This is a genomic window from Escherichia ruysiae (genome assembly GCF_031323975.1).
Classification (GTDB): Bacteria; Pseudomonadota; Gammaproteobacteria; order Enterobacterales; family Enterobacteriaceae; genus Escherichia; species Escherichia ruysiae.
Map to the genome: position 1 here is coordinate 4,447,121 of NZ_JAVIWS010000001.1, position 17,671 is coordinate 4,464,791.

Annotated in this window: 23 protein-coding genes; 11 read left to right on the forward strand and 12 right to left on the reverse strand. The window is 51.0% G+C overall.

From position 1 onward, the window contains the following. Positions 1 to 28: 28 nt before the first annotated feature. From RGV86_RS21210 to mdtH, 9 genes are all read right to left on the reverse strand, one after another. Complete coding sequence (locus RGV86_RS21210) at positions 29 to 604, reverse strand: YceI family protein (protein WP_000749261.1); 576 nt, start codon at positions 602 to 604, stop codon at positions 29 to 31. Between the two features lies 1 nt (position 605). Continuing rightward, positions 606 to 1,172: a cytochrome b gene (locus RGV86_RS21215; protein WP_000060038.1), complete on the reverse strand. Its 567-nt coding sequence runs from the start codon at positions 1,170 to 1,172 to the stop codon at positions 606 to 608. 261 nt (positions 1,173 to 1,433) lie between these two features. Further along, positions 1,434 to 1,547: a YceO family protein gene (locus tag RGV86_RS21220; protein ID WP_001253424.1), complete on the reverse strand. Its 114-nt coding sequence runs from the start codon at positions 1,545 to 1,547 to the stop codon at positions 1,434 to 1,436. Between the two features lie 46 nt (positions 1,548 to 1,593). Further along, the gene (gene solA / locus RGV86_RS21225; RefSeq protein ID WP_000872755.1) at positions 1,594 to 2,712 is read right to left on the reverse strand and encodes an N-methyl-L-tryptophan oxidase; all 1,119 of its coding nucleotides are present in this window, start codon (positions 2,710 to 2,712) and stop codon (positions 1,594 to 1,596) included. Positions 2,713 to 2,826: 114 nt separating this feature from the next. Beyond that, positions 2,827 to 3,081 carry a biofilm formation regulator BssS gene (gene bssS / locus RGV86_RS21230; protein ID WP_000414435.1) on the reverse strand — a complete coding sequence of 85 codons (255 nt, stop codon included), beginning with the start codon at positions 3,079 to 3,081 and terminating at the stop codon, positions 2,827 to 2,829. Between the two features lie 276 nt (positions 3,082 to 3,357). Further along, the gene (gene dinI, locus RGV86_RS21235) at positions 3,358 to 3,603 is read right to left on the reverse strand and encodes a DNA damage-inducible protein I (RefSeq protein WP_001217767.1); all 246 of its coding nucleotides are present in this window, start codon (positions 3,601 to 3,603) and stop codon (positions 3,358 to 3,360) included. A 73-nt stretch (positions 3,604 to 3,676) separates the two neighbouring features. After that, entirely contained in the window at positions 3,677 to 4,723 is a 1,047-nt protein-coding gene (gene pyrC, locus RGV86_RS21240) for a dihydroorotase (protein ID WP_000126572.1), read from the reverse strand. A 105-nt stretch (positions 4,724 to 4,828) separates the two neighbouring features. Beyond that, entirely contained in the window at positions 4,829 to 5,389 is a 561-nt protein-coding gene (locus RGV86_RS21245) for a lipoprotein (RefSeq protein WP_010345626.1), read from the reverse strand. Positions 5,390 to 5,560: 171 nt separating this feature from the next. Continuing rightward, positions 5,561 to 6,769, reverse strand: coding sequence for a multidrug efflux MFS transporter MdtH (gene mdtH, locus RGV86_RS21250; RefSeq protein WP_000092224.1), 1,209 nt, complete (start codon positions 6,767 to 6,769; stop codon positions 5,561 to 5,563). Between the two features lie 235 nt (positions 6,770 to 7,004). Here mdtH and rimJ point away from each other — a divergent pair, with 235 nt between their 5' ends. The 4 genes from rimJ (at position 7,005) to murJ (ending at position 10,817) form a co-directional block, all read left to right on the forward strand. Further along, positions 7,005 to 7,589 carry a ribosomal protein S5-alanine N-acetyltransferase gene (rimJ, locus tag RGV86_RS21255; protein WP_000468197.1) on the forward strand — a complete coding sequence of 195 codons (585 nt, stop codon included), beginning with the start codon at positions 7,005 to 7,007 and terminating at the stop codon, positions 7,587 to 7,589. 10 nt (positions 7,590 to 7,599) lie between these two features. Further along, a complete protein-coding gene (locus RGV86_RS21260; RefSeq protein ID WP_000877105.1) occupies positions 7,600 to 8,247 on the forward strand; it encodes a YceH family protein in 648 nt (215 codons plus the stop codon). Between the two features lies 1 nt (position 8,248). Next, positions 8,249 to 9,172, forward strand: a complete 924-nt coding sequence (locus RGV86_RS21265) for a Gfo/Idh/MocA family protein (protein WP_000736172.1) — start codon at positions 8,249 to 8,251, stop codon at positions 9,170 to 9,172. A gap of 109 nt (positions 9,173 to 9,281) precedes the next feature. Continuing rightward, the gene (murJ, locus tag RGV86_RS21270; protein WP_001050689.1) at positions 9,282 to 10,817 is read left to right on the forward strand and encodes a murein biosynthesis integral membrane protein MurJ; all 1,536 of its coding nucleotides are present in this window, start codon (positions 9,282 to 9,284) and stop codon (positions 10,815 to 10,817) included. Positions 10,818 to 10,856: 39 nt separating this feature from the next. On the opposite strand, the gene flgN is transcribed toward murJ, so the two are convergent. The 3 genes from flgN to flgA form a co-directional block, all read right to left on the reverse strand. Next, positions 10,857 to 11,273, reverse strand: coding sequence for a flagella biosynthesis chaperone FlgN (gene flgN / locus RGV86_RS21275; RefSeq protein ID WP_000197371.1), 417 nt, complete (start codon positions 11,271 to 11,273; stop codon positions 10,857 to 10,859). A gap of 4 nt (positions 11,274 to 11,277) precedes the next feature. Beyond that, positions 11,278 to 11,571 carry a flagellar biosynthesis anti-sigma factor FlgM gene (flgM, locus tag RGV86_RS21280; protein WP_000020870.1) on the reverse strand — a complete coding sequence of 98 codons (294 nt, stop codon included), beginning with the start codon at positions 11,569 to 11,571 and terminating at the stop codon, positions 11,278 to 11,280. A gap of 75 nt (positions 11,572 to 11,646) precedes the next feature. Continuing rightward, entirely contained in the window at positions 11,647 to 12,306 is a 660-nt protein-coding gene (gene flgA, locus RGV86_RS21285; protein WP_000880637.1) for a flagellar basal body P-ring formation chaperone FlgA, read from the reverse strand. 153 nt (positions 12,307 to 12,459) lie between these two features. Between flgA and flgB the strand changes: the two genes are divergently transcribed. From flgB to flgH, 7 genes are all read left to right on the forward strand, one after another. Then, a complete protein-coding gene (gene flgB, locus RGV86_RS21290) occupies positions 12,460 to 12,876 on the forward strand; it encodes a flagellar basal body rod protein FlgB (RefSeq protein WP_000884706.1) in 417 nt (138 codons plus the stop codon). Between the two features lie 3 nt (positions 12,877 to 12,879). Next, the gene (gene flgC / locus RGV86_RS21295; protein WP_001196460.1) at positions 12,880 to 13,284 is read left to right on the forward strand and encodes a flagellar basal body rod protein FlgC; all 405 of its coding nucleotides are present in this window, start codon (positions 12,880 to 12,882) and stop codon (positions 13,282 to 13,284) included. 11 nt (positions 13,285 to 13,295) lie between these two features. Continuing rightward, positions 13,296 to 13,991: a flagellar hook assembly protein FlgD gene (gene flgD / locus RGV86_RS21300; RefSeq protein WP_000020458.1), complete on the forward strand. Its 696-nt coding sequence runs from the start codon at positions 13,296 to 13,298 to the stop codon at positions 13,989 to 13,991. 24 nt (positions 13,992 to 14,015) lie between these two features. Then, positions 14,016 to 15,221, forward strand: a complete 1,206-nt coding sequence (flgE, locus tag RGV86_RS21305; protein WP_000885864.1) for a flagellar hook protein FlgE — start codon at positions 14,016 to 14,018, stop codon at positions 15,219 to 15,221. Positions 15,222 to 15,240: 19 nt separating this feature from the next. Then, positions 15,241 to 15,996 (forward strand): flagellar basal-body rod protein FlgF, encoded by a 756-nt coding sequence (gene flgF / locus RGV86_RS21310; protein ID WP_309508438.1) that lies wholly within the window; start codon positions 15,241 to 15,243, stop codon positions 15,994 to 15,996. Positions 15,997 to 16,133: 137 nt separating this feature from the next. Further along, positions 16,134 to 16,916, forward strand: coding sequence for a flagellar basal-body rod protein FlgG (gene flgG / locus RGV86_RS21315; RefSeq protein WP_000625837.1), 783 nt, complete (start codon positions 16,134 to 16,136; stop codon positions 16,914 to 16,916). Positions 16,917 to 16,967: 51 nt separating this feature from the next. Next, on the forward strand, positions 16,968 to 17,666 hold the full coding sequence (gene flgH / locus RGV86_RS21320; protein WP_010345611.1) for a flagellar basal body L-ring protein FlgH: 699 nt from the start codon (positions 16,968 to 16,970) through the stop codon (positions 17,664 to 17,666). The last annotated feature ends 5 nt before the right edge of the window (positions 17,667 to 17,671 follow it).

Here is a 17,671-nt window from a genome sequence, read left to right on the forward strand (position 1 = left end):
ATGCGCGTCATCCGGCAACATCTATGCATTACTTCTGCTGTACACCTTCCACCGAAATAATCAGATCAACCTCCTGCGAAGCTGGACCTAAATCAGTCTTAATGTTGAAGTCTTTCAGCTTAATTTTGCCTTCTGCCTCGAAGCCCGCACGTTTACCGCCCCACGGATCGTCGCCCTGACCAATCAATTTTGCTTCCAGCGTTACTGGTTTGGTTACGCCATTGAGTGTCAGATCACCCGTAATATCCAGCTCATCACCGTCTTTCTTCACGCTGGTAGAAGTGAACGTCGCCTGCGGATATTTTGCGGTGTTGAGGAAATCTGCGCTGCGAAGATGCTTATCACGTTCGGCGTGATTGGTATCGACGCTGGTGGTGTTAATTGTCACATTCACTTTATCAGCAGCTGGGTTCTTTTCATCAAAGGTAAAAGTACCGTCGAAATCTTTAAAGGTGCCATATAACCAGCTATAGCCAAGATGCTGGATGCGGAAATTGACAAAGGCGTGCTGACCTTCTTTGTCAATTTTGTAATCGGCGGCGACAGCTGAACCGGCAGAGAACATCAGGGAAGCGAAGGTTAAACCAAGCAGGCTTTTTTTCATTTTATACTCCATAGTCAGATGACGATTTTCCCAGCATACGCTTCAGGGTGTCGTCTTTATCGATGAAATGATGCTTCAGGGCCATAAATCCGTGCATAACGGACAGTACGACGACGCTCCACGCTAGCCAAAAATGCAGGGCACCGGCTAAGTCAGCCTGTGCGCCAGCATCGGCAAGGGTCGCGGGGATGTCAAACCAGCCAAAAACGCTGATTGGTTTGCCATCGGCGGTCGAGATGAGATAGCCGCTGATGCCAATGGCGAAGAGCAAAAGGTATAGCGCGAGATGTCCAATTTGTGCGCCGAGACGCGTCATGGTCGAATAACTTTGCAACGGACCAGGTGGTGGGGATATAACACGCCACAGAATGCGTATAACCAGCCCCATCATGAGCAGAATACCGACGCTTTTATGCAGCTCTGGTGCTTTGTGATACCAGCCATCGTAATAACTGAGTGTTACCATCCATAGCCCTAAAGCAAACATGCAGTAGATAATGATTGCACTCAGCCAATGAAAGGTCATTGATATAACACCATAGCGTTTGGGGGTATTTGTAAGGGACATCAGTGCATCCGAAACTTATTTGCGAAAGAATGAAAATGGCGCGTTGGAGAATGAATTGCAACTTAAAAATAACAATTCAAATGATATTTATTTTTATTTCAATAATTTTGATTTAATAATGAAAGAATCTTCATAAGTTTAGTGGTTTCAGGATGAGGTATGTCTGGGGAATGAAGTTAAGAGAGACATAAGCTTATTCAATTTTTCACACCAAATGAAAGAGAGATTAAGTTTTTGTCAATTTATGTCAGTGCTGCGTGGTTAAAAATAAATCACGTAGATCAGATCCATAATGGCCAATAATCCCCACAGAAAAAGATAAAGCATCAGATGCTCGCGAATATTATTGATGAGATAGTTCAACAGCCGACGCATTAAATACTCCTGTAAAAACGGCCTCATTTTGAGGCCGTGATGATGATTATTTGAAGCGGGAAAGTCTGAATGGCGTCAAATCAAAATCGCTATTTATACCTTGCGCAAAATCGGCGGCTATTTCCCCTAATACCGATGCAAATTTAAATCCGTGACCACTCAGGCCGGTAATCAGCAGCGTATTATCGTGACCGGGCAGGGTGTCGATAATAAAATCTTCATCAGGCGAATTATCGTAGGTACAGGCAGCTCCGTACAGGCAGCAACCAATGCCCGGCAGTATGCTACGTAAGAAGGGAAATGCTTCAGAACCGTCACTGGCGATTTCAGCAAACGGAACGCGTTCATCCGCTGAATGAATCACCTGACCACCATTATGTTTTCCAATTTTCAGAGCGTCATTTTCGGCGGGAAAGCCGTAATACTGATCGCCATTGGGCAGTTCTCCGGTAAAGGCCGGAAATTTATTTTTCACGCTATAACGACCATCGGCCTGATACCAGGCGAACACTTTGCGTACTGGCTGGACAGGCAGTTCTGGCAGCAGGTCTTTTACCCAGGTTCCCGCGCAGACGATCGCTTTTTTCGCCTGATACTCGCCGTCAGCTGTTTCAATAGTTACGCCGTCATCGTCATGACGAATTGCGGTGACCGGGCAGTTGAACAGTTGGGCACAGCCAGCTTCCTTCGCCAGTTGGATCCAGGTTTTAATTGCCAGTTCGCTGCGCAGAAAGCCAGAATCAGCCTCAAACAAGCCGATGTAATTGTCAGGGACGCGTATTTCAGGCCAGCGAGCCATAATGGTTTGCGCATCCAGTTTTTCGACGTTGAGTTGCCATTGTTCCGCGCTGTGGGCGACATTGGCGAGGAATTCGGAGTCGGCTGGGCCGAGGTTAATGACGCCAGAGCGCACAAAAATGGGGTCTTCTTCGTTGTAACGGGAGAGTTCATCCCACAGGGTTTGCGCGCGAAGTACCAACGGAACATACTTTTCACCTTCACCATAAGCATGGCGAATTAATCGTGTATCACCGTGGTGGCTGCCGTGTTGGTGCGGCGGCATATGGGCGTCGGTCATCAGCACTTTCAAACCGGCCCGAGTGGCATAATACCCGGCTGCAGCGCCTACGGAACCGCTGCCAATAATGATGAGATCGTATTTCATTTTTTTCTCTCTGCTCTCATGGTTTAAGCAGAGTAATTAAGTGAATGCAGATATACAACCCAGAAATAGTAAAGGCACCAATCTGGTGCCTTTTGGGTGGATGGTCATGTCAAGTTAATGACGACGATACTCATTTACATGGAAATCACCAGATTCAATTTTGGCGATTCCTGCTTCTAATATCGAAATAAATTGTCTGGCAACATCAGTAGTTAACCAGAGTGTCTGACCAACTTCAGTCCCTTCCTGCTCGGACTTATTTGGGGTCTGGTAGTGCAAACGCAACATCAGAGCATCATAGCTATCAACGGTGCTGATGTCCCACCCTACGAGCGGATGAGTCTGAATGACTTCATTGTTTTTTTCCATCATGGCCCCCTAATTCGTGTTACTAGACAACGTTATTCGAGGTTCAATGCATTTTTATCTGAAGCAACTTCAGTATACCAATAAGTAAGGGTATCCACAGAATTTTTAAAGGGGGAAAGAGATATTTTTTTGTTTTTAAGATTTATATGAACAATAAAACAGCATGTCATTCATATTTTTTTAGCATATCGTGCAATTATTTTGAGGAAGTGTAGAAATTTTGTGCTGAAAATAAAAAAGCCGGGGCGACCCGGCAAAAACAAACATTACTGCATATTATTCGCTAACGAACCAGTCATCTGCGCTTTCCCATGTTTCTTGCAGAATTTCGCTAATGCGCTGTTTATCTTCTTTTGTTGCGCCAATAACCGATAAATTATTAGCTGCGGCATAACGAACAGAAACATGACCTTCGTTATCAGGAAACGCATATTGAATACGGCGGGAAAGTTCAACTGCCAGAGCGTCAATGGCTCCGGCAGGTAATGGAGAAGTTTTCGCTATGGTGACTTCAATTCTCATAATAGCCCCCTGTTTAATATACTGGTTATTTATACAGGCAAAATAACCTAATGACAACAGGGAACTACGTTTTTTATTGTTTAACTGTCCAGCGTACTGTTTCTCCGGCCAGGAATGGCACCAACGTGTCGTCAGTCAGAGCGATGCTTTCAGCCACTTTCTGCTCTTCGCGTACCAGTTCAATAAACGATTCGTTGACTGGCAAACCATAGAACTGCGGGCCGTTTAAAGAACAGAATGCTTCAAAGTGCTGTAACGCATTCATTTCTTCAAAGACAGTGGCGTAACTGCCCAGCGCCGTTGGGGCATTAAAACAGCCGGCACAACCGCAGCTACTCTCTTTGCGATGACGCGCATGTGGCGCGGAGTCAGTCCCAAGGAAAACGCGACTAAAGCCACTGGCGACCAGTTCACGCAGCGCCTGTTGATGCACATTACGTTTGAGAATGGGCAGGCAGTACAGATGCGGACGTATGCCACCAACCAGCATATGGTTACGGTTAAACATCAAATGCTGGGGTGTAATGGTAGCAGCCAGCAGTTCATTACCGTCACGAACATATTCAGCGGCATCTTTCGTCGTGATGTGCTCAAAAACCACTTTCAGCCCAGCCAGACGTTGGCGTAGCGGCTCCATAACAGTTTCAATAAAGCGCGCTTCACGGTCAAAAATGTCGATGTCGGCGTGTGTCACCTCTCCGTGTACCAGCAGTGGCATACCCATTTTTTCCATTCGCTCCAGTACGGGCATGATAGCGTCAACCGACGTCACGCCGTGGCTGGAGTTGGTGGTCGCGTTTGCTGGGTAAAGTTTTGCAGCGGTGAACACGCCTTCGTTAAACCCTCGCTCCAGTTCGTCTGCATCCAGTGAATCAGTTAGGTAGCAGGTCATCAGCGGGATGAAGTCGTGCCCGGCAGGGACGGCGTCAAGAATACGTTGACGATAAGCCACGGCAGCTTCAACGGTCGTCACGGGCGGTGCCAGATTGGGCATAACGATGGCCCGACCATAGGTTTGGCTGGTATACGGCACGACAGTTTTTAACATGTCGCCATCGCGGAGGTGAAGGTGCCAGTCGTCTGGGCGGCGGATCTTTAATACCTGGGATGGTGCAGTCATTAATCTCTATGCTCCGGCTGAAGGGATGTTTTTGCCGGACACAAAGGATAAGCGGAAACGTTTTCCTTTGCACGAAAAATAAAGGGCGCGAATGCGCCCTCGTGTTTAATCAGTAAACGGAATGACAATTTCGCCAGGTTTCACCTCAATACCTTTCGCCAGTTTTTTCGCCATTGCTTCACCTTTGCTGCCATCTTCGCGCAGAATGTAAGCCGGTTGCTGGTTAAAGTAGTTGCGTAATGCCTGATTCAAATAGGGGAGCAACGTTTGCATCACTGTCTGCATTTTTTCCGGTTGTACCGTCGCATCGACCACTTCCATTTCCTTCAGGAAGATAGCGCCTTTTTCTTTATCGAAAACCGGCAGTGCTTTCAGTTTTAGTTTCATGGTCGCTTTCTGGCTGCCGAACAGGGAGTTCATATCCAGATTTGCATCCCCGGTTAAGGTTATCTTATTCGGCTCTTCGCGACCAATTTGGCTGGCCAGGTTTGTCAGAACAATATGGGCATCCGCTACGCCGGGCAAACCGATATCTTTCGAGAAATTATTATGTTTCTCAAGTGACTGGTTAATTTCTTGTTCGCTAATCGTGTACTGGGTGAGTTGATTACAGCCAACGAGCAGGCCGCTGACGAGCAATGCAGCGGCAAATAAAAACTTGTTCATGGTAGTCCTCGACATGAAATCTGCGTCAATATCCTGACACAACGCAGCATGTGCCACCAGCGTTAAACTCGCCAGCAGAAAAAACTGAATTCTGCGGCGGCAGGTAATAACAAGCTGTTAAGGCGTGTCAGGTTGACAGGGCGAGCAATGGTAACAGAAAGCATCGCGTTTTCAGGCGTCGCGTTCCAGCAACCGACGCGCCGCGCGTTTCTGGCTAAATTGCCAACCCAGCGCAAGGAAGGTGATTATGCCAATAATGCCCAACATCATCCACGGTAACTCTGGTTGTTGTGCCGACTTTCCCAGATCAAACAGCCAACCGCCGCCGATATAGCCAATAGCTCCGCCAATGGCCAGACCCAGACGGCTAAAACCCATATAGCTGCCGCGTGCTCGTGCATCCGCCAGCGAGGCACTTAAGGTTTCACGCGCAGGTTCGGCAATGATCGAACCGATATAAAACAGACAAATCAGGGTGAAAAGTTGTTGCAGGCTGCTGACCATGCCCACCGGCATCATGCTTAATGACATTATCAACAACCCAGCCATCAACCGGTGTTCCAGACGAAAGCGCCTTTCGCTCCAGCGAGCGATAGGGTAGAGCAAGGTTAAGGAGAGACATGCTTCAATGGCATACATCCATTTAACGGCAGAGGGCGCTCCGGCGACGTCGTTGACCATAATCGGCAGCATCAACATCACCTGAACGGCAAGCATGTAGTAGCCCGCCAGCGTCAGGACGTAGGTGACAAAACGTTTATCACGCATCACGCGAGCCATGCCTTCGCGGACTGGCGTGCGCACGGTAGAGAGTTTCCATGCCGGTAACAACCAGGCATTAAACGCTGCACACAGTACAAATAGAATCGCCCCTGTGGCGCAGACCAGGCGGAAATCATATTGCAACAGCCAGCTTCCCAACAAAGCGCCAATGACCGCACCGGCACTGTCCTGCATCATCAACAACGAGAAAAAGCGCCCACGTTGCTGCGGGCGAATCAATTTGACCACCAGCGCCGAACGCGGCGGATCGAAAAGAGTGCCGCCAAGACCTGAGAGAAGGCAGGAAAACCACAGTAACCAGGGCTCCTGGGCGATGCCCATAGTGGCGAATCCGGCGGCGCGCATCAGCATACCGGTGACAATCATTGGTTTAGCGCCAAAGCGGTCGGCAATTGCGCCGCCAAAAATACCCAACCCTTGCTGAATGAACTGACGCAGACCGAGGGCAATACCGACCATCACGGCGGCCCAGCCCATTTGATCAACGAAGCGGATGGAGATCAGCGGGAAGACAACAAAGAACCCCAGCACGACCAGCATATTATCGATGAGCAGGAAATATTTACCCAGGTTCCTCGCCTGCGACACGCGCGACATTTCCCCTCCTGGGAAATAAAAGATGAGCACTTTCTATTCTGCATGGTCGCTAATACTTTTCCCACAATTCCCGGGACAATATTTTTTTATCGAAAGCCCTCTTTGATAGAGAGTTTTTATCAAATATGTGAATAATGCAGGAAATGGCATTTTGGACTTTTCACAGGCTCTGGTTGCGCAGGTATAGTAATACTTACAGCGTATTAAAGACGTTACGGGAAGGAGTAGGTATAGAATGTTTGGCTATCGCAGTAACGTGCCAAAAGTGCGCTTAACCACGGACCGACTGGTCGTGCGTCTGGTGCATGATCGTGATGCCTGGCGGCTGGCGGATTATTACGCAGAGAATCGCCATTTCCTCAAGCCCTGGGAACCAGTGCGCGACGAAAGCCACTGCTATCCTTCAGGCTGGCAGGCCAGGTTAAGCATGATTAATGAATTTCATAAACAAGGTTCTGCATTCTATTTTGGGTTATTCGACCCGGATGAGAAAGAGATTATTGGCGTTGCCAATTTTTCTAATGTGGTGCGAGGATCTTTTCATGCCTGCTATCTCGGTTATTCGATTGGGCAAAAATGGCAGGGCAAAGGGCTAATGTTTGAAGCCCTGACCGCCGCCATTCGTTATATGCAGCGCACCCAACATATTCATCGCATTATGGCCAACTATATGCCGCACAATAAACGCAGCGGTGATTTACTTGCGCGACTGGGTTTTGAAAAAGAAGGCTATGCGAAAGATTATTTGTTGATTGATGGACAATGGCGCGATCACGTACTGACGGCATTAACCACCCCAGACTGGACGCCCGGCCGCTAAGGAGAATCTCATGAAATATCAACTTACTGCACTGGAAGCCCGCGTGATTGGCTGCTTGCTGGAAAAACAGGTGACAACGCCGGAGCAATATCCGCTTTCTGTAAATGGTGTAGTAACGGCCTGTAATCAGAAAACGAACCGTGAACCGGTAATGAATCTGAGTGAATCCGAGGTGCAGGAGCAGCTGGATAATCTGGTCAAACGTCATTATTTACGCACGGTGAGCGGTTTTGGTAATCGGGTCACCAAATATGAGCAACGCTTTTGTAATTCAGAATTTGGCGATCTGAAACTGAGTGCCGCAGAAGTGGCGTTGATAACCACTTTGTTGTTACGCGGTGCCCAGACGCCAGGCGAATTGCGCAGCCGCGCGGCGCGGATGTATGAATTTAGCGATATGGCGGAAGTGGAGTCCACGCTGGAACAACTGGCTAATCGTGAAGACGGGCCTTTTGTGGTTCGCCTGGCTCGTGACCCGGGTAAACGTGAAAGCCGTTATATGCATCTTTTCAGCGGTGAGGTTGAGGATCAACCGGTGTTAACGGAGTCGTCGAACGCGGTTGACGGCGATTTACAGGCTCGTGTCGAAGCACTGGAAATCGAAGTGGCAGAACTGAAACAGCGTCTTGATTCATTGCTGGCCCATCTGGGAGATTAAAGTGAAAAAATTACGTATCGGCGTAGTGGGATTAGGCGGCATCGCGCAAAAAGCGTGGTTACCGGTGCTGGCGGCAGCATCAGACTGGACGTTACAAGGCGCGTGGTCGCCAACGCGTGAGAAAGCCCTGCCAGTTTGTGAAAGCTGGCGCATTCCCTACGCTGATTCGTTATCCAGCCTCGCCGCCAGTTGCGATGCGGTTTTCGTGCATTCAAGCACTGCCAGCCACTTTGAGGTTGTCAGTGCGCTGTTAAATGCGGGGGTGCATGTTTGTGTTGATAAACCGCTGGCGGAAAATCTGCGTGATGCCGAGCGGCTGGTGGAACTGGCAGCACGGAAAAAACTCACCCTGATGGTCGGTTTTAACCGCCGTTTCGCACCTCTCTACTGTGAGTTAAAAACGCAACTCGCTACGGCGGCCTCGCTAAGAATGGATAAGCATCGTAGCAATAGTGTCGGGCCGCACGATCTTTATTTCACGTTGCTGGATGATTATCTGCATGTGGTGGATACCGCGCTGTGGTTGTCTGGCGGTAAAGCCTCTCTGGATGGCGGCACGCTACTGACTAACGACGCTGGCGAAATGCTATTTGCCGAGCACCATTTTTCTGCGGGTTCTTTGCAGATTACCACCAGTATGCATCGCCGTGCCGGAAGTCAGCGTGAAGCCGTGCAGGCCGTGACTGACGGTGCGCTCATCGACATTACGGATATGCGTGAATGGCGTGAGGAGCGCGGGCAGGGGGTAGTGCATAAACCGATTCCAGGCTGGCAGAGTACCCTTGAGCAGCGTGGATTTGTTGGTTGCGCACGTCACTTCATTGAGTGCGTGCAAAATCAGACAGTTCCGCAAACCGCCGGTGAACAGGCGGTGCTGGCGCAGCGCATCGTTGACAAGATCTGGCGCGACGCGATGAGTGAATAAACCCTGTAACATCTGGCGGTAGCAATTCACCATAATCCAGGTAGACTATTCGCCTCTTTCAGCGCCTGCCTTGCAGGCGTTTTGCCCGTGGGTCTGGATTAGAACACCGATGAATTTATTAAAATCGCTGGCCGCCGTCAGCTCGATGACCATGTTTTCGCGTGTGCTTGGCTTCGCACGTGACGCAATTGTCGCCAGAATCTTTGGCGCAGGGATGGCAACCGACGCCTTTTTTGTCGCTTTTAAACTTCCTAACTTGTTGCGCCGTATTTTTGCTGAAGGAGCCTTCTCCCAGGCATTTGTGCCGATTCTGGCGGAATATAAAAGCAAGCAGGGTGAAGACGCCACGCGGGTCTTTGTCTCTTATGTTTCTGGTCTGCTGACACTCGCGCTGGCGGTTGTGACGGTTGCCGGGATGCTCGCCGCGCCGTGGGTAATCATGGTGACCGCGCCGGGCTTTGCTGATACTGCCGACAAATTTGCCCTGACTACCCAGCTATTACAGATTACTTTTCCCTATATTTTGCTGATCTCCCTGGCGTCGCTGGTGGGGGCGATTCTCAATACCTGGAACCGTTTTTCGATTCCGGCATTTGCCCCGACGTTACTTAACATCAGCATGATTGGTTTTGCGCTGTTTGCCGCGCCGTACTTTAATCCGCCTGTGCTGGCGCTGGCGTGGGCTGTAACGGTGGGCGGTATCCTGCAACTGGTTTATCAGCTACCGCACCTGAAGAAGATAGGCATGTTGGTTTTGCCACGCATTAACTTCCACGATGCGGGTGCGATGCGCGTGGTGAAACAGATGGGACCGGCGATTCTTGGCGTCTCTGTCAGTCAGATCTCCTTGATCATTAACACCATTTTCGCTTCGTTTTTGGCATCCGGTTCTGTGTCCTGGATGTATTACGCCGACCGTTTAATGGAGTTCCCGTCTGGCGTACTGGGCGTGGCGCTGGGCACCATTTTGCTACCGTCGCTGTCGAAAAGTTTTGCCAGCGGCAATCACGATGAATACAACCGCTTGATGGATTGGGGGCTGCGTCTTTGTTTCTTGCTGGCGCTGCCAAGCGCGGTGGCGCTGGGTATCCTTTCCGGGCCGTTGACCGTTTCACTGTTTCAATACGGTAAATTTACCGCCTTTGATGCGCTGATGACCCAGCGGGCGTTAATTGCTTACTCGGTGGGTTTGATTGGCCTGATTGTGGTGAAAGTGCTGGCTCCGGGCTTTTATTCCCGACAGGACATTAAAACACCGGTAAAAATAGCCATCGTCACGCTGATCCTGACGCAATTGATGAACCTGGCGTTTATCGGCCCGTTGAAACATGCCGGATTGTCGCTTTCCATTGGTCTGGCGGCTTGCCTGAATGCTTCGCTGCTGTACTGGCAGTTGCGTAAGCAGAAAATCTTTACCCCACAGCCCGGCTGGACTGCGTTTCTGTTGCGTTTGTTGGTAGCCGTATTGGTGATGTCTGGCGTGCTGTTAGGTATGTTACACATCATGCCAGAGTGGTCATTGGGCACTATGCCCTGGCGCTTACTACGCTTGATGGCGGTTGTTGTCGCGGGGATCGCGGCATACTTTGCCGCGCTGGCGGTGCTGGGCTTCAAAGTTAAAGAGTTTGCCCGTCGGACGGTGTAATAATGCGTTCCGGCCTGCATTGCAGGCCGGAGAAAATCTTCAGATAGATATCTTTTTACTGCCGCGATGGGACGTTGAGGTTTGACCGTTAGCCCCGTACAGCGTCGGTTCCTGATGCGGTTTCAGCATCTCCAGCGCCTGTTGATTGCGCTCAATCTGTCCTTCCAGAAGCCAGCCGTTATGTTGATTTAACTGGCGCAGTTGCTGCGTTTTCACGGTAATTTCCTGCCATCGCTGTGTGATCTCGTCGCTGTTTACAGTATCCAGTGTTTGCCGACGTAACTGCTCAAGGTAATCCAGCGTTGCCAGCTGTGAGCTTTTTTGTTCTGTAGTCCATTGCAACTGGCTGCCGTTGATCTGCCCCATAGAGAGATGTTGTTGCTCTTGATCCATCACCATTTTAAGCTCGTTAAGCACTGTGGACATCTGGTCGAGGATCTCTGCAAGACGCGTCATAAGCCTATTTACTCAGTAAGTCTTGTTGTACTTCGCTGATCAGCGCGTCGGCAATTTTGCCGATATCCATTTTTAGCTCACCGTTACGAATCGCCTGTCTCAACGCTTCTACGCGTTCAAGATTGATATCACTGCTGCCTGGCTGCATCAATTTTGCCTGCGCATCGCTTAACGTGACGTTGGTGCTGGTGGCTGCGGTCGTTTTAGTCGAGCGGGTATTGGCTACCGGCGCGTCAGTGTTTTCGCGTGGCTGAACGGTGCTTACGGGCTTCAGAGGTGAAGTGCGGTCAATACTCATGGTTTATTCCTCATTGAGGGCGCTTTTATCATTTGTTGCTTATTTATCGGCAATAGTCGGTCAATCTTTAACAGCTTACAGGTTTATAAGAATATTCCCATCAGCATCCACCACGCCACTGACCACCTGACCCGACACCATGCGGACACGAGCATTTTGCGCGACGGCGGCATTGTTCAGTGCCTGACCTTCAGCATTGGCGCTGAATCCCTCCCCGCTGGCAATCACATTGACGCGTTGACCGGCTTTGACTCGCCAGGCCTGGCGCAGCATGGTTAGCTGTACAGGCTGTTCGGGCGCCAGATCGCGCAGGCTGACGGCATCAACAAGTTGATTGACATCCAGTACAGTACGCGGCGGTAAGGTATCCAGCCGTCCGTGTTTTAGTTTGACACTGCCAGATTCCAGTTTTCCCCCACGCACAACGGGCATCGCAGCAACCACATAATTTCCCGTGGCCTGCACATTAACCTGCAAATATCGTTTGTTGTTGCCGCAGCGCGCCAGCACATTCACATTGCCCCACAGGCGGGAATTGCTGGTCATCGACAGCAATGGCTGTTCACACGGAGGCAGTAAATGGGGCGCAGTACGAATAGAGACCCGGACTTCATCACTCAACCCTGCCAGTTGTGCGGCAAAAAAGGTTTGCAATTGTGATGTGAGATCGCCAGCCGCACTCAGCGGACTGAACAGTATCGCGATGATCACCATACAACGCTTCATTGCCAGCATTTTCACCTCCAGCCATTTCTACAGGCCAAATTGTACCCGCGCGTTGTGACCATCAACGGCATAAATAGCGACCCATTTTGCGTTTATTCCGCCGATAACGCGCGCGTAAAGCCTTTAAGCTGACGGCAGAATTTTGATACCTGCGGAGGAGATATGCTCGATAAGCTCGACGCCGCCTTACGTTTTCAACAAGAGGCGCTCAATCTGCGCGCCCAGCGTCAGGAAGTGCTGGCGGCAAATATCGCCAATGCTGATACCCCTGGTTATCAGGCGCGCGATATAGATTTTGCCAGTGAACTTAAAAAAGTGATGCAGCGTGGACGAGATGAAACCAGCGTGGTTGCGCTGACCATGACCTCAACGCAACACATTCCGGCGCAGGCGCTGACGCCTCCTTCCACAGAACTGCAATACCGTATTCCGGATCAGCCTTCGCTGGACGGCAATACCGTCGATATGGATCGCGAACGTACCCAGTTTGCCGATAACAGCCTGCAATACCAGATGAGCCTTAGTGCGTTGAGTGGGCAAATCAAAGGCATGATGAACGTTTTACAGAGCGGAAATTAACGGATGGCACTGCTGAATATTTTTGATATCGCCGGATCGGCGTTAACTGCTCAGTCCCAGCGTCTGAACGTGGCGGCCAGTAATCTGGCTAATGCCGACAGTGTGACTGGCCCAGACGGACAACCTTATCGGGCAAAACAGGTGGTGTTCCAGGTGAACGCCGCGCCAGGCGCTGCTACGGGCGGCGTAAAGGTTGCCGATGTTATTGAAAGTCAGGCTCCGGACAAACTGGTTTATGAGCCGGGTAATCCGCTGGCGGACGCGAAGGGCTACGTGAAAATGCCAAACGTTGATGTTGTCGGGGAGATGGTTAACACCATGTCGGCGTCGCGCAGCTATCAGGCCAACGTGGAAGTGCTTAACACGGTGAAAAGCATGATGCTGAAAACCCTCACGCTCGGTCAATAAAGGAGAAAGCCATGTCCATTGCGGTAACCACCACCGATCCGACAAATACCGGCGTCAGCACTACCAGCAGTAGTTCGATCACGGGCAGTAACGCCGCAGATTTACAAAGCAGTTTTCTGACCTTGCTGGTGGCACAACTAAAAAACCAGGACCCGACCAATCCAATGGAAAACAACGAGCTGACGTCGCAACTGGCGCAAATCAGCACGGTCAGTGGGATTGAAAAACTCAATACTACGCTCGGTTCGATTTCCGGGCAGATAGACAACAGTCAGTCGCTACAGGCCAGTAACCTGATTGGTCACGGTGTGATGATCCCCGGCACCACTATTCTTGCCGGAACCGGCAGTGAAGAAGGTGCGGTAACCACGACCACACCGTTCGGTGTTGAACTGCAACAGGCGGCAGACAAAGTCACTGCCACTATCACTGATAAAAACGGCGCGGTTGTGCGCACTATTGATATCGGTGAACTGACCGCCGGCGTCCACAGTTTCACCTGGGACGGTACGTTAACTGATGGCACAACCGCTCCAAATGGTTCTTATAACGTGGCGATTAGCGCCAGTAACGGTGGTACGCAGTTAGTGGCTCAACCGCTGCAGTTTGCTCTGGTACAGGGCGTGATTCGCGGCAACAACGGGAATACGCTGGATCTTGGTACTTACGGCACCACCACGCTCGACGAAGTACGGCAGATAATCTAAGCCTTCACATTTCAGGAGTCAGTCATGGCCTTTTCTCAAGCGGTAAGCGGATTAAACGCTGCCGCCACCAACCTCGATGTCATTGGCAACAATATCGCCAACTCCGCCACCTATGGCTTTAAATCCGGCACGGCTTCATTTGCTGATATGTTCGCGGGTTCTAAAGTGGGACTGGGAGTAAAAGTTGCTGGCATCACCCAGGATTTTACCGATGGCACGACCACCAATACCGGACGTGGTCTTGACGTTGCTATCAGCCAGAACGGTTTTTTTCGCCTGGTAGACAGCAACGGCTCGGTGTTTTATAGCCGTAACGGGCAATTCAAACTCGATGAAAACCGCAACCTGGTGAATATGCAAGGTTTACAGTTGACAGGTTATCCGGCAACCGGCACGCCGCCGACCATTCAGCAAGGGGCGAATCCGACCAATATTTCGATTCCAAATACCTTGATGGCGGCAAAAACCACCACCACGGCGTCGATGCAGATCAACCTGAACTCCAGTGATCCGCTTCCGTCGGTGACTACCTTTGATGCCAGTAATGCGGATAGCTATAACAAAAAAGGCTCGGTGACTGTTTTCGATAGTCAGGGGAATGCTCATGACATGAGCGTCTACTTTGTGAAGACCGGGGATAATAACTGGGATGTTTACACCCAGGACAGCAGTGATCCAACAGGCACAGCGAACCACGCAACGACGCTAGCGTTTAATGCCAATGGCATATTGACTTCGGGGGGGACAGCGAACATTACCACCGGCGCAATCAATGGCGCAGATCCTGCCTCATTCTCGTTAAGTTTCCTCAATTCTATGCAGCAAAACACCGGCGCAAACAACATTGTGGCAACCACGCAGGATGGCTACAAACCTGGCGATTTGGTGAGCTATCAAATCAACGATGACGGCACGGTAGTCGGTAACTATTCCAACGAACAAACCCAGTTGCTGGGGCAGATTGTGCTGGCAAACTTCGCTAACAACGAAGGGCTGGCTTCCGAAGGCGATAACGTCTGGTCTGCGACGCAATCTTCTGGCGTGGCGCTGCTGGGGACTGCCGGAACGGGTAATTTTGGCAGTCTGACCAACGGCGCGCTGGAAGCGTCCAACGTCGATCTCAGCAAAGAACTGGTCAATATGATTGTCGCCCAGCGTAACTATCAGTCCAATGCTCAGACCATCAAAACCCAGGATCAGATCCTTAACACGCTGGTTAACTTACGCTAATTGCTGACGGAATAGCTCAATGGATCACGCAATCTATACCGCAATGGGCGCCGCCAGCCAGACGCTGAATCAGCAGGCGGTGACCGCCAGTAATCTGGCAAATGTCTCGACACCGGGTTTTCGCGCGCAGTTAAACGCCTTACGTGCGGTGCCGGTGGAAGGGCTTTCTCTGCCCACGCGCACGCTGGTAACGGCGTCAACGCCGGGTGCAGACATGACTCCCGGCAAGATGGATTACACCTCGCGCCCGCTGGACGTCGCATTACAGCAGGACGGCTGGCTGGCCGTGCAGACTATTGACGGTAGCGAAGGGTATACGCGTAACGGCAGCATCCAGGTTGATCCCACCGGGCAACTGACGATTCAGGGGCATCCGGTGATTGGCGAGGCGGGACCGACTGCTGTACCGGAAGGGGCAGAAATCACGATTGCCGCCGATGGCACGATTTCGGCGCGGAATCCCGGCGATCCGGCAAATACCGTCGCGCCAGTGGGGCGTCTGAAACTGGTGAAAGCCATGGGCAGTGAAGTACAGCGTGGTGATGACGGTATTTTTCGTTTAAATGCGGAAAGCCAGGCAACGCGTGGCACGGTGCTGCAGGCTGACCCGACGTTGCGTGTGATGTCGGGCGTTCTGGAAGGCAGTAACGTCAATGCCGTTTCGGCAATGAGCGACATGATTGCCAGCGCGCGGCGTTTTGAAATGCAGATGAAGGTGATCAGCAGCGTCGATGATAACGCAGGCCGTGCCAACCAACTGCTGTCGATGAGTTAATTAAACGATTGATGACATTGCAATAAAAGCGCGCGGACTATCCCCTCGCCCCTTTGGGGAGAGGGTTAGGGTGAGGGGAAATTCGCACCGCCGCGTGCTTTTGCTCTGCTTGTCAGCAATCCACCAAAGGATATTTTATGATCAGTTCATTATGGATCGCCAAAACGGGTCTCGACGCCCAGCAAACCAATATGGACGTTATTGCCAACAACCTGGCAAACGTCAGCACCAACGGTTTTAAGCGCCAGCGGGCGGTGTTTGAAGATCTGCTTTATCAAACCATTCGCCAGCCTGGCGCACAGTCTTCCGAACAAACCACCTTGCCATCCGGGTTGCAAATTGGCACCGGTGTGCGTCCGGTCGCCACTGAACGTTTACACAGTCAGGGCAATCTGTCGCAAACCAATAACAGCAAAGATGTTGCCATCAAAGGGCAGGGTTTTTTCCAGGTCATGTTACCGGATGGCTCATCAGCCTATACCCGTGACGGCTCTTTCCAGGTGGATCAGAACGGGCAACTGGTGACGGCCGGTGGCTTTCAGGTGCAGCCAGCAATCACCATTCCGGCGAATGCGTTAAGTATCACCATTGGTCGTGATGGCGTGGTAAGCGTTACCCAGCAAGGTCAGGCGGCGCCGGTTCAGGTTGGACAACTCAATCTCACTACCTTTATGAACGACACCGGGCTGGAGAGTATTGGTGAAAACCTCTACACCGAAACGCAATCCTCCGGTGCACCGAATGAAAGCACGCCGGGCCTGAACGGTGCAGGACTGTTGTATCAAGGGTATGTTGAAACATCTAACGTCAACGTGGCGGAAGAACTGGTCAACATGATCCAGGTACAGCGCGCCTACGAAATCAACAGTAAAGCGGTATCCACTACCGATCAAATGCTGCAAAAACTGACGCAACTCTAAGGCATACCGGTGGGGACTCTCACCGGTTTACTGATTTTGAAGATGATAGCCATGCAAAAAAACGCTGTGCATACTTACGCCATTTCCAGCTTGTTGGTGCTTTCACTATCCGGCTGTGCCTGGATACCCTCCACGCCGCTGGTGCAGGGGGCGACCAGTGCACAGCCGGTTCCCGGCCCGACGCCCGTTGCCAACGGTTCAATTTTTCAGTCTGCCCAGCCGATTAACTATGGCTATCAACCGCTGTTTGAAGATCGCCGACCGCGCAATATTGGTGACACGCTGACCATTGTGTTGCAGGAGAACGTCAGCGCCAGCAAGAGTTCCTCTGCGAATGCCAGCCGTGACGGTAAAACTAATTTTGGCTTTGATACTGTGCCGCGCTATTTGCAGGGGCTGTTTGGTAACGCCCGCGCCGATGTCGATGCCTCTGGTGGCAATAGTTTCAACGGTAAAGGCGGTGCTAATGCCAGCAATACCTTTAGCGGCACATTAACAGTGACGGTCGATCAGGTGCTGGTCAACGGTAACCTGCATGTGGTGGGTGAAAAACAGATCGCCATTAATCAGGGCACTGAATTTATTCGCTTCTCCGGCGTGGTCAATCCACGCACCATCAGTGGCAGCAATACCGTACCGTCTACTCAGGTGGCGGATGCACGTATTGAGTACGTGGGTAACGGTTACATTAACGAAGCGCAAAATATGGGCTGGTTACAGCGTTTCTTCCTTAACCTGTCGCCAATGTAAGTGAG

Coding starts and splice junctions, on each gene's coding strand:
- RGV86_RS21210 (WP_000749261.1), bottom strand. CDS start 604: ATGAAAAAAAGCCTGCTTGGTTTAACCTTCGCTTCCCTGATGTTCTCT.
- RGV86_RS21215 (WP_000060038.1), bottom strand. CDS start 1,172: ATGTCCCTTACAAATACCCCCAAACGCTATGGTGTTATATCAATGACC.
- RGV86_RS21220 (WP_001253424.1), bottom strand. CDS start 1,547: ATGCGTCGGCTGTTGAACTATCTCATCAATAATATTCGCGAGCATCTG.
- solA (WP_000872755.1), bottom strand. CDS start 2,712: ATGAAATACGATCTCATCATTATTGGCAGCGGTTCCGTAGGCGCTGCA.
- bssS (WP_000414435.1), bottom strand. CDS start 3,081: ATGGAAAAAAACAATGAAGTCATTCAGACTCATCCGCTCGTAGGGTGG.
- dinI (WP_001217767.1), bottom strand. CDS start 3,603: ATGAGAATTGAAGTCACCATAGCGAAAACTTCTCCATTACCTGCCGGA.
- pyrC (WP_000126572.1), bottom strand. CDS start 4,723: ATGACTGCACCATCCCAGGTATTAAAGATCCGCCGCCCAGACGACTGG.
- RGV86_RS21245 (WP_010345626.1), bottom strand. CDS start 5,389: ATGAACAAGTTTTTATTTGCCGCTGCATTGCTCGTCAGCGGCCTGCTC.
- mdtH (WP_000092224.1), bottom strand. CDS start 6,769: ATGTCGCGCGTGTCGCAGGCGAGGAACCTGGGTAAATATTTCCTGCTC.
- rimJ (WP_000468197.1), top strand. CDS start 7,005: ATGTTTGGCTATCGCAGTAACGTGCCAAAAGTGCGCTTAACCACGGAC.
- RGV86_RS21260 (WP_000877105.1), top strand. CDS start 7,600: ATGAAATATCAACTTACTGCACTGGAAGCCCGCGTGATTGGCTGCTTG.
- murJ (WP_001050689.1), top strand. CDS start 9,282: ATGAATTTATTAAAATCGCTGGCCGCCGTCAGCTCGATGACCATGTTT.
- flgN (WP_000197371.1), bottom strand. CDS start 11,273: ATGACGCGTCTTGCAGAGATCCTCGACCAGATGTCCACAGTGCTTAAC.
- flgM (WP_000020870.1), bottom strand. CDS start 11,571: ATGAGTATTGACCGCACTTCACCTCTGAAGCCCGTAAGCACCGTTCAG.
- flgA (WP_000880637.1), bottom strand. CDS start 12,306: ATGCTGGCAATGAAGCGTTGTATGGTGATCATCGCGATACTGTTCAGT.
- flgB (WP_000884706.1), top strand. CDS start 12,460: ATGCTCGATAAGCTCGACGCCGCCTTACGTTTTCAACAAGAGGCGCTC.
- flgC (WP_001196460.1), top strand. CDS start 12,880: ATGGCACTGCTGAATATTTTTGATATCGCCGGATCGGCGTTAACTGCT.
- flgD (WP_000020458.1), top strand. CDS start 13,296: ATGTCCATTGCGGTAACCACCACCGATCCGACAAATACCGGCGTCAGC.
- flgE (WP_000885864.1), top strand. CDS start 14,016: ATGGCCTTTTCTCAAGCGGTAAGCGGATTAAACGCTGCCGCCACCAAC.
- flgF (WP_309508438.1), top strand. CDS start 15,241: ATGGATCACGCAATCTATACCGCAATGGGCGCCGCCAGCCAGACGCTG.
- flgG (WP_000625837.1), top strand. CDS start 16,134: ATGATCAGTTCATTATGGATCGCCAAAACGGGTCTCGACGCCCAGCAA.
- flgH (WP_010345611.1), top strand. CDS start 16,968: ATGCAAAAAAACGCTGTGCATACTTACGCCATTTCCAGCTTGTTGGTG.